A 10,193-nucleotide genomic window follows, 5' to 3' on the forward strand; every position below is an offset into this window, starting at 1 on the left:
GCATCGTATAGAGCTGCCGCTTGTTCTGATAGGCGATCGCGGCGATCTCGGCCGGCATGGTGAACACCACATGGAAGTACGGTACCGGCAACAGATCGGCCTGACGGTCGGTAAGCCAGCGATCGCGCGTGGCACCCGGGGGCCCTCAAGCCGATGTGTTGGAATGCATTCGTTCGCACATTCCATGGTTTGAATAGGCCCCATACAAAAAATGGATTTCCCAGTCTTGCCACATGGTGCATAGCGAAGCTCCCCACGCGTGCCTCGCCTACGCTACCTTTCGTTGGGACATGACACCACGACAATAGAGAAAGGCTGATAGATGAAGAACGTCACATACCTCTTGGACCCGGAGTCTTTCGCACTATTGGGATTGCCGACGGTGTCGGCCTCGCGCCGATCTTTGGTTTGCTCGGTTTTGCCGCCTAGTGCAGATGATCCGCTTTGACGATTCGCATGCGCTATTCTTAGAGATGAAGAAGGACTGCGCGATGGGGAACAGCGTTCACGGTTTTTGCCTAGGCCGGTGGAACACGAAGGTAAGGGCACTTGTCTGCCGCGCCTGCCAGACAATCGGAACCGAAAACACGGTCCACCGCTATTGCACGCCTCTTACTGCCGCCCATGTTGCAAATTTAACCCGAATTTTCGGAGGTATATCTCATGAATCGCAGGACCGTGCTGATGCTCGCATGCACCGCAGCAGTCGCCACATGGCTCGTAGCCTCGCCGGACGTGCGGGCGGACCCCGTTGCGGATATATGTTACCTTTTTTGCCCATCGGAGCAGGATGACACCGTTGGCGCGTTTTGTTCATCTTTTTGCTCCTCATCTTCGTCCCTTCCGCTTCCAACGGACCCTCAGAGCGGAAGCCAGGTAGAGAGACAAAATCCGACTCGAACCACAGACGCTGCGAGCCGAACGTCAGAGAGGCCGTGACAGGAGTAGTACGATTCAGGCCTTGGCGGATCGTCTGGGTCTCGAAAAAACGCTCTCCAGTTGCAGAGCCGCTGTCAAAGATCGGTAACGCTAGCGATTGTTTCGGCGAGCGATGTGGCTCGACGCGCATCGCGATCTGGTTGGCTTAATGGCGCGAGACCTGTGTCGGCACAGCGGTCAAGGTAACCGGGCGCCAAGGCCTGCCTGCTGAGGCGGTCTTGGGCTGGGACAGCCCGCAATATGGAAGAGAACAAGCCGACTGGTGCTAAAGCCTCGTGTTTCTGAGCAAAACGTCACCCTCCACTCCGCGTGGAAACTGAGCCACCAATTCGAACGAAGGCAGTAGGTCAAGAATTGCGCGCAGGGGCAGTTGACCTTCATACAGCTCCTGGTCACTATATTCAGTGTAGATGAAGCGCGTATTGTTTAGAGTCTCTTTGCCGCCAGCGATGACGTCGGACTCGGCCCCCTGCACATCCATCCAGATCAGGTCGATACTCTCCAAGCCAGCCTCACTGCACCAATCGTCCAGTCTCCGAGTCTCAACTGAGATGGGTCCGTCAAACCGGACCCACTGATATTCGGAAAGGTGATTCTTGGGCTGGCGTATTGAGCCTGACAGATCCCATTCCTTTGCATCTCCATTACTGGGGTGGAAATCGATTCTGCCGTTTCGATCACTGATCGCGACTTCAAATAGCCTCATCCTGTCCAAAGGCCCCATGTTTTCCCTACAGCGAGCAGCGGCTCGGGGGTCTGGCTCAAAGCAGAAAAGCTGGGCCTTCGGACGAAGCTGGAGAAAGCGTCGCGCATCGCTTCCATCATTGCAACCGATGTCCAGAATCACGGGGTCAGGCTTTTCAAGGAGCGAAACGATCTGTCGATGGACCTTCAAGGAAGACGTTGGCTTTCCTATGCCCTCCGCAAATTCGCGAAGGCGTTGCTGAAGAGAGATTAGCAGGCCTTCTTTAAGATACCGTCCTACTTCCATGAAATTACACCTCAATATTGATTGCAGATGCGGGTGCTGACCGCTGGTGAGACATTGAGTGCTCGTGCCGCGCTTCGCTGGAGCCTCAACGAATGCCGCCCATCACTCATGAGCGTCTCGGCCCCACCAGCATGGGTGAAGGAGAGGGACGGAACTACCGCGATTGTCATAGGCGGGCACCGCTTGACAGATTGATTGAACTTGATAGTGGTTCCGCTGCAGAGCCGGCGCGCATTGGATGCAGTCGCACGCTACGCTGCTCCCAAAGCCCACGCAGTTCATTTAGGAGCGCTTCACGCTGGTTCTGATTGGGCGCGATGAGGTCCAAGATATCGCCGAGCGGAGCTTCTCCATCAATCCGCATTAGCAGTTCGAACAACTCGGATGAAATCCGCACGGCTTCTCGGCTGGAGGGACCCGTGCGGATCTCGCATACCGTCTCTTGGCGGTCTAACGCCGTAAATGCACGCACTTGATGGAGGCTTGAATAAGGCGGCAACGAAAGCGCAAGTCTACTCCAGTCCTCCGGTGACGCAGTCCGCTTCTTGATGAGATACGACCCAACCACGAGTCCATCCAAGTCGGTGGTCAAAAATGTGGTCACCGCATCCGCAACCGAATCCACTATCGGCTCAACATTATTGTTGAAGGACGTGTTGAGCAGAATCGGGACACCTGTTCGTTTCCTAAAGGCGGTGATGACCTCCCAATACGCTTGATTGATGTTGCGCGATACTGTTTGCAAGCGCGCCGTACCATCGACGTGCGTGACGGCACCGAGCAGATTGCGCTTGGATTCGCGCACAGGCACTACGAAATTCATAAAGGGAAATTCCTGCCTGCTATCTGGCAATTCAAAGAACTCGTTGGCGTCCTCCTCCAACACGGATGGCGCAAAGGGGCGATAGCCTTCGCGCTTCTTGACAATCGCGTTGATCCGATCCTTGTTTGTGGCCGGCCTAGGGTCGGCAAGAATGCTACGGTTGCCAAGCGCACGCGGTCCGAATTCCGATCGTCCCTGCATCCAGCCGATAACGGCGCCATCGGCGATCCACTCGGCTGCTCTGCTGGCCACATCATCGCAGCGTTCGATTTCAATGTGGCCGCCCCATGCAATTAATTCCTGCTCCACGGCGCGGTCGCTCCCGAGATCAGGACCCCAATAGACCTCCTGCAAACGCTCTCGAGGTGCGGACTGCCCTAGTTCATTAGACATCATCAATGCAGCGCCTAATGCGCAGCCAGCGTCGTGTGCCGCGGGTTGCACGAAGATGTCTTGGAAGATTCCCGAGCGCAACAGCTTACCGCTCAAAGTGCAGTTGTGAGCTACTCCTCCGGCCAAGCTTAAGCGCTTTATGCCGGTGATCTCGCTGTGATGCCGTAGAACGTGAAACACAATCCGTTCGAGTGCTTCTTGCAACGAAGCACTCAAATCTTTATGCTGCTGAGTGAACGGCATCCCTTTTCGGCGTACCTCAATGCTGCGAAGCAGCGTGGGACCAATCCGGTCCAGATAGATCCGGTAGCCACCGTTGTCTAATAGCTCGTAGAACTGTTCGAAGAGGTCGCGATGGGGAGCGGGGTCGCCGTACGGTGCAAGCCCCATGACCTTGTATTCATCAAACATGCCGTAACCGAGATATTTTATGGTCTCAAGGTACAAAAGCCCTAAAGAATCGCTCTCCGGAAATGTCGCAAGCGGTGTGACTTCCGTGCCAGATCCTATCGCCAAAAGACCCGAGGCGAAGTCTCCACCGCCATCAATTGTCAAGATGAGACTTTGTTCGAAACCCGACATAGAAAACGCGCTCCAGGCGTGCGACAGGTGATGGCTTACGAATGAGATTCGCGACGGATCGACCTCAGTACCAAATTCCTGCGCGAGCAACCCACACAACAACAGCTTGGCATACAACGGTATTGACATGTGCGGCTGAGAAACGAGCAAGCGCTCGAGCATAGCATTGCAAAATGCCTCGGTTGCATAATACGCGAGCAGTCGATGTCGCTGAGCTGAACCCCGGCGTATTCAAGGCAGTATTGAATCGAACGGCGCGGCAGCTTGTTGGAATGTTTGATTCTATTAAGCCGCTCCTCTTCGACAGCAGCTATCACTCGGCCGTCTCGGACGAGAACCGCTGCACCGTCGTGCATAAATGTATTCGGCAGATCGAGCGTGTTTTCGTAAATCTTGCTTAGACCGCCACTCAGTCCTAGACACAGCATGTTGCTCTCCAATCTCTCGTCACTTGTAACAGGTAGGCCCTGTGCTCCGACTGAATTTAGTCGTTTGCTAAGCTCAAGCAGTGCTCTTTCTGCCGTAGGTCAGGACATTAAACGCCGCCGAAGAAGTCCCACAGATAAGAAGAATGGCATCACTGCAAATATACAAAGCGCGCTGATGTGCAGAGCGACGCCTCCGCCTGGGCGATCTAGCATCGCTGGACGAATGAGCTCGATTGAATGTGACAGCGGCAGCAGATGCGATAGCTTCTGAAAAAATGTCGGGCAGTTGGCTGACTGGGAAGACCGCTCCTGACAAAAACAGCATGGGTGTAAGGAAGAGCGTCTGGTAAAATATGAAATAGTCGTAACTGGGCGCAAGTGCTGTGACGATCATCGCCAGGCTTGCAAAGGCGAACCCCGTGAGTGCGATCACTGGCAAGGCAAAGAGAACGGACGGCCACGATGCAAAGCCCATTGTGGCTGCAACGAGCATCATTGCTGTCCCGGCCAATAACGCCTTGCTGGCTGCCCACGCCAGTTCACCGAGGACGATGTCCCCGAGCGTGAGTTGGGTGCACAGGGCTGATTCCCAAGTTCGTTTTGCGTGCATGCGAGCGAAGGTCGCGTGAATAGTCTCGAACGTCGCGGAGATCATTGCGCTTGTTGCAACCATGCCAGCCGCCAAGAACGCGACATATGGAATGCCGTCGACGCGACCCACCATCGCACCCAGGCCGAAGCCGAGACCAAACAGCGAAGTCACGGGCTCGGCGAGGTTACCGAGAATTGAAGCGATCGCGGCTTTCTTCCATGCCATATAATTACGGCGCCACACTGCAATCCAATTCCAAGGATTGGCGGGTAGGACCGCCGCGTAACGTTTCCACATCGCTCAGTCCTTCATTTCGCGCCCGGTCAACCGCAAGAACACATCTTCAAGATTCGGTGGACGCTGCAATAGGCGTAGACCGGTTCGCCCGCGCAATTGCAAGCGCACCTGTTCTGGATCGGACGAATAGCAAAACAGCGTCTCACCGCTCACTTCGACACGCTGAGCATATGGTCCGACAACTGAAGTCAGCTCCCGCGGATTGCCGCCGTAGATCTCAATCACGTCGCACCCGATCTGCTCGTCGATCAGCGCGTGAGGGCGGCCTTCCACGATCTTCCGTCCGTGCTCTATAACACACAAGCGGTCACATAATCGGTCCGCCTCTTCCATGAAGTGGGTAGTCAGTAGAATCGTCTTGCCAAGCGCCAACAAGGACCGCAGCCGTTCCCATATTAGGTGGCGAGCATGCGGATCGAGGCCGGTAGTCGGCTCATCCAGTATCAGGAGCTGTGGGTCGTTGATCAGCGCACAAGCCAGCGTCAGCCGTCTCTGCATACCGCCGGATAATTGCGCCACGGGTACATCCGCCTTGCTCTCGAGCCGAGCGAAATCGAGCAGTGGTGGAATGGCTTCCTCGAGCTCGCGAGTACGCAGGCCGAAGTAACGTCCGAACACCAGTAGGTTCTCGCGCGCCGTGAACTCGCGATCAAGTGTGTCGAATTGCGGAACCACCCCTATGCGGCTGCGCGCCAAACGCGCGCGGGCTGGCACCGGCTCTCCGAGCACTGTGATCGTGCCTTCATCAGGCGGTGCCAGGCCGAGAACCAGACGCGATACCGTGCTTTTGCCCGCACCGTTCGGTCCCAGCAAGCCGAAACATTCTCCTGAGGTGATGGTGAATGACAGTTGGTCGACAACGACTTTGTCGCCATAAGACTTACTGACGTTGGTAAGCTCGATTGCCACATCTGATTTGGAGCAAGATAGCGAATTATCCGCATTGCTATGCCCGTGGCACTTCTGCTTGCGTGCATTGCTCTCAGGCCGCCGCGACGGTGAGCTTGAGACATTTGCTCGAGTCAATAGCTGCAATTTCTCGTCCTATCTTAAATTCGCTTGCCTGTTTGGCAAAGCCGGCTACCGCCACCGCAGTGACTGACTGATGTCAGCAGCCTCGCAAGCTGCGCAAGGCTGAGCCAGCGACGCGGGTGCCGCAGTTTCAGACGGCTCCGCAGCGCTTGTTTTAGCAATGGGGTTCAGGAGAATCCTTTACGCCGTTGGGTGCGGCAGCCGGGGAACCACGCGACAGCCAGTCGCTGTTGCTCAACGTGCACAACGCATATGCTTTGAGGGGGAGCAGGAGAGCGACGTTGAGGAGGGTGTGCAGCGAAAACCCAAGGAATCGCAGCTCTCGCGCTCGAAACGCCGCCACGCCGCAGCGGACCATTGTCATAGATGCAATCATCAGGATCGTCGACCAAGGCACTGTGGCCGTCAGAGCGAGCTGTGCTAGCCCCGTCAGGACCGAGAGGGCTAGGAGCAGCGGACCAAGATTCTGTCCGATCACGTCCAGCGTAAGATAGCGATCAAGGCCCGGCAGTAGGCGGAGCGCGAGCAATGTGTCGCGAAACGTGCTGCGTGCCCAGCGCAGTTGTTGGCGCAGATAGGCCCCCATCGAGTTTGGAACGACCGTCGCCGCGATGGCGTCCGGAACGTACTCGGTTCGAAAGCCTGCATTCAGCATGAGGATTGTGAGGTGGCGGTCTTCCCCGAAGTCGCTTGGCCTGCCTCGAAACAGTTGCGTCTCGTATTTATCGAGCAGCAATAGGAGTGCGGACCGCCGGTACATGGCACACGGGCCGCAGCAACACATAACGGCTCCAAAGCGAGCCTGTGCTGCTCGTTCCTCGTTGCAGGCGAGCCAGTACTCCATGTCGATCAACCGCGTCAGCCATGTGTCGCTGCGGTTGCTGGCCGTCAACTGACCCATCGCCGCGCCGACCGCGGGACTGTACATCTTCAGGGCAAGTTTCGTGACTACGTCCGGCGCAATGGTCGTGTCCGAGTCAACGTTGAGCACCAAATCTCCCGATGATTCCCGTATTGCGACAATCTGCGCCTTGCGCTTTCCGACGTTCTTTGGCATCAGGATAAAGCGGAACCTCGGGTCGCACGCATAATGATCGTGTACAGGTATGATGGCGTTGCGATTGCCAGAACCGTCGTCAACCACGTAGACCCGCAACTCTCCAGCGTAGTCTTGCTTTGCAATGGAAGCTAGGCACGCCGAGAGCGCGCGCGGATCCTCATTGTAGCAGGGGACGATAACATCCACGCTCGGCGGTGCACCGGAGCCGGTCACGGGCGTTGACGCAGCTGTGGTGTTTGTTGGCAAAGCGTATATAGCTTGCATGCCTTTGTAAGCCGTCGAGAGTGCTGCATACAAGGAGATGGCTACGGCGCCGGTCGTGCCAAGCAGATCCATGAAAAACCGTCCGTTTAATGATTCTGAGGAAGCGAGCGGATTATAAATCCGCGGTCGTGCAAGGCAGGGATGAGACGAGACAACGCCGCCACCGTCTGGTCGCGAAAACTGGCGTCAGTGTTCGCCAACTCGTCGGGAGGGCACCCATCGTGCAGGAGAATGATTGAACCGGGCCGGACCGAGGCGAGTACCGCATCGACGATTGCGTCGATACCGGGGCGGGACCAGTCCCGCGGGTCCACAGACCAGTGCACAGCCGCCAGTCCAGCGTTTGCCGATGTTGTCAGCACGTCATCGCTCCAAATTCCGTAAGGCGCACGTATGTGCCGCACCGAAGCCTCGGGGCAGGCCATCCTGATGGCCCTGTTCGCCTCGAGTACTTGGCGTTCCACGTCCCGACGTCCGCAGGCAGACAGGTCCGGATGGGTCATTGTATGGTTGGCGACCTCGTGCCCTTGCGCAACCATGCGTCGGATGAGTTGCGGCCGGTCCTTAGCATAAGCCCCGATGACGAAGAAAGTCGCCGGGACACGGTGTTCGGCCAGCACATCGAGGACCTCAGGGGTAAAAACCGGGTTAGGACCGTCGTCGAAGGTCAGGTAGACGCTCGGGGCCCCAGTGCCGCTTCTGGGCACTGTCCGGAGATAGTCAAGCTGTTTCATAGTTCCGGACCGTTTCGTTCGATCAGTGTGCCGGATGGCCATTCGCTCATTGGACGTCCAATCGGAAAGACCACAACGAGTACGTCTTCAGTGCGCGTTGGCGGCAGGTTGAGATAGACATCTGAAAGGGTGGACCGCACGCGAACGCCAGCCACAATTGTACCGAGACCGTTTCGGCAGAGTCTGCCCACAAGCTTGTACAGCGCGTGTCGAACGGCGCCAAATGCGAACGGAACGCCAAGCTGCTGCAGCACCGGATACATGACGCGGATGGAGTGGTTGAGCCCGAGTCCTTCGAGGTCCGGGCGAACCCCCCACAAACCCAGTTCCGCCACCAACAGATCGGCATCGCCCACCCTGATAAAGCGGCGCAACAGCCCCATGTGAGCAGCCACTCCGTGAGCGTCGTAGCCGATTACACGGAACTCCGGCCTTGCTCCGGCCCAACTGTGCCCACCTTCAAATGGTCTTGCGTTGAACGTCCCGGTCGGTCCATAGGTCTTCCGGAAGAACTCAGCGAGTTCAGTGTGGTCGGAGAGCTCCAGCTCATTTTCCCAGCACAGTTTCCACCGCATCTGAGGACGCATATCCAAAGAACTCCACATCTTGCTGCTTCTTGAAACGTACATCAAACGTCCGAAGTGGCCGGGGTCGATGGACGCCCGACACTGTCGTCGAACCCGCATTGCGGACCAAGTTGGTTGTTATAACCTGCACAGTGAGTGGGGGACATTTCCCGACCTTCCCGTATCACTCGCAAATCTCTACCAGCGACACACTTGATTTCTTCAAACGTGAGCATCTTCTAATAGTGATTGGACGGATCCGTAAAATTGATTGTTTGGATTATATCCATTCATACTGTGGATACACCCGGCCCAAGTCTCCCTGCTAGCAACGGTTGATGAACGAACCCGACACCGCGGCGGGAGCATCAGCTTCGGCCAGCCAATCACGGGCGTGCGGCCACGCTCTCGAAAACAAGGAAGTTGGATCAAAGAACAGGCTGAGACTTGGCCGCCAACGGCAAAGAAGCTAATACCGCTACTGCTCCCGCGCCGTTCGGCAGATACGTTTCGGCCACAGCCACGGCTTGTTCGGCTCGGGCAGCTATATCAGGCAGTGCCGTCTCGTCGATCATGATGCGCTGATTTTTCCTGTAGGATGGAACGTGGGCGTAGCCAAATACGGCAAGCCGGTCGCGGCGCATTGCGACCGCTGCCGTCGCGCTCTGAACGCAGGACTGCACGGTCTGGTGCGGGAGGCCGTACATGAGGTCGAAGTTGATGCGACTTATCCCAATCCGGCGCAGGTTTTCAATAGCCGCGGTCGTCTGCGCCTTTCTCTGGACCCGGTTGGTTGCTTTTTGAACAATGGGATCAAAGCTTTGCACGCCGAGACTCACGTGGCTTACCTCGGCCGCTCCTAAGGCTTCGGCCATCTCGGCCGTGAAGGTGCGCGGCTCGATCTCGACAGCGATGGTTTTCCTGAAGGCGAAACTGCGACGCAGAAGATCCATCAGAGCCAGAAAATCTTCTGGCTTGATGATGGTTGGTGTTCCACCGCCGAAGTGCACGTCGCTCACGGGCAGCGCCTGCGGCGCTTGGGCTGCTACCAAACTTATCTCCTCACTAGCGCCGTCAGATAGTCGAGGATCGATGCGTCTCGACGAGTTATGCTGTTGGGAAATCCGCAATACCAGCACATCGACCGACAGATCGGAATGTGGAGATACAACGACACCGGATCTGACGCCGGCAAGTTCCTCAGCCACCCCTTACTAGTGGATGGAATCTAACACTTGGTGCCCCCGTTTGACGGCAGCGATGATTTTGTCGGGATCGGCGGTCCAGGTGAAGGGCTTGGGTTGTTGGTTGTGCTCTGTAAGGAAGCGGTTGATGGCGGCCTGGAGGTCAACGACCGAATGAAAGACGCCGCGCTTGAGGCGACGCTTCGACAGTTTGGCGAAGAAGCCCTCGACGGCGTTGAGCCACGAGCAGGACGTCGGCGTGAAGTGGAAGGTAAAGCGCTGATGGCGGTCGAGCCAGGCGCGCACCT

General features: G+C 56.8%; 5 protein-coding genes and 5 pseudogenes. All 10 read right to left on the reverse strand.

Translation table 11 applies throughout. The features are described 5' to 3' along the window. Positions 1–136 (reverse strand): annotated as a pseudogene (locus USDA257_RS35250) (transposase zinc-binding domain-containing protein); the annotation flags it as partial. A 1,068-nt stretch (positions 137–1,204) separates the two neighbouring features. Continuing rightward, positions 1,205–1,930 carry a 2-O-methyltransferase NoeI gene (gene noeI, locus USDA257_RS32655; protein WP_014858065.1) on the reverse strand — a complete coding sequence of 242 codons (726 nt, stop codon included), beginning with the start codon at positions 1,928–1,930 and terminating at the stop codon, positions 1,205–1,207. Between the two features lie 166 nt (positions 1,931–2,096). Continuing rightward, a pseudogene (gene nolO, locus USDA257_RS32660) lies at positions 2,097–4,156 on the reverse strand (nodulation protein NolO). Positions 4,157–4,255: 99 nt separating this feature from the next. Continuing rightward, positions 4,256–5,045 (reverse strand): annotated as a pseudogene (nodJ, locus tag USDA257_RS32670) (nodulation protein NodJ). Between the two features lie 3 nt (positions 5,046–5,048). After that, positions 5,049–6,080, reverse strand: coding sequence for a nodulation factor ABC transporter ATP-binding protein NodI (gene nodI / locus USDA257_RS32675; protein WP_015633486.1), 1,032 nt, complete (start codon positions 6,078–6,080; stop codon positions 5,049–5,051). A 151-nt stretch (positions 6,081–6,231) separates the two neighbouring features. Next, positions 6,232–7,473, reverse strand: a complete 1,242-nt coding sequence (gene nodC, locus USDA257_RS32680) for a chitooligosaccharide synthase NodC (RefSeq protein ID WP_014858070.1) — start codon at positions 7,471–7,473, stop codon at positions 6,232–6,234. Positions 7,474–7,487: 14 nt separating this feature from the next. Continuing rightward, positions 7,488–8,135 carry a chitooligosaccharide deacetylase NodB gene (gene nodB / locus USDA257_RS32685; RefSeq protein WP_010875356.1) on the reverse strand — a complete coding sequence of 216 codons (648 nt, stop codon included), beginning with the start codon at positions 8,133–8,135 and terminating at the stop codon, positions 7,488–7,490. After that, entirely contained in the window at positions 8,132–8,722 is a 591-nt protein-coding gene (nodA, locus tag USDA257_RS32690; protein ID WP_015633488.1) for a nodulation N-acyltransferase NodA, read from the reverse strand. Before nodA ends, nodB begins: the two co-directional genes overlap by 4 nt. A gap of 470 nt (positions 8,723–9,192) precedes the next feature. Continuing rightward, positions 9,193–9,929: pseudogene (locus tag USDA257_RS32695) on the reverse strand (radical SAM protein); the annotation flags it as partial. After that, positions 9,916–10,193: pseudogene (locus tag USDA257_RS32700) on the reverse strand (IS630 family transposase); the annotation flags it as partial. The pseudogenes USDA257_RS32695 and USDA257_RS32700, both read right to left, overlap by 14 nt.

The sequence above is a fragment of the Sinorhizobium fredii USDA 257 genome, assembly GCF_000265205.3.
Taxonomy (GTDB): Bacteria; Pseudomonadota; Alphaproteobacteria; order Rhizobiales; family Rhizobiaceae; genus Sinorhizobium; species Sinorhizobium fredii_B.

What these genes read in the sequence shown, in the direction of transcription:
- nodC (WP_014858070.1), bottom strand. Translation starts at nt 7,473, where the DNA reads ATGGATCTGCTTGGCACGACCGGCGCCGTAGCCATCTCCTTGTATGCA.
- nodA (WP_015633488.1), bottom strand. Translation starts at nt 8,722, where the DNA reads ATGCGTCCTCAGATGCGGTGGAAACTGTGCTGGGAAAATGAGCTGGAG.
- noeI (WP_014858065.1), bottom strand. Translation starts at nt 1,930, where the DNA reads ATGGAAGTAGGACGGTATCTTAAAGAAGGCCTGCTAATCTCTCTTCAG.
- nodB (WP_010875356.1), bottom strand. Translation starts at nt 8,135, where the DNA reads ATGAAACAGCTTGACTATCTCCGGACAGTGCCCAGAAGCGGCACTGGG.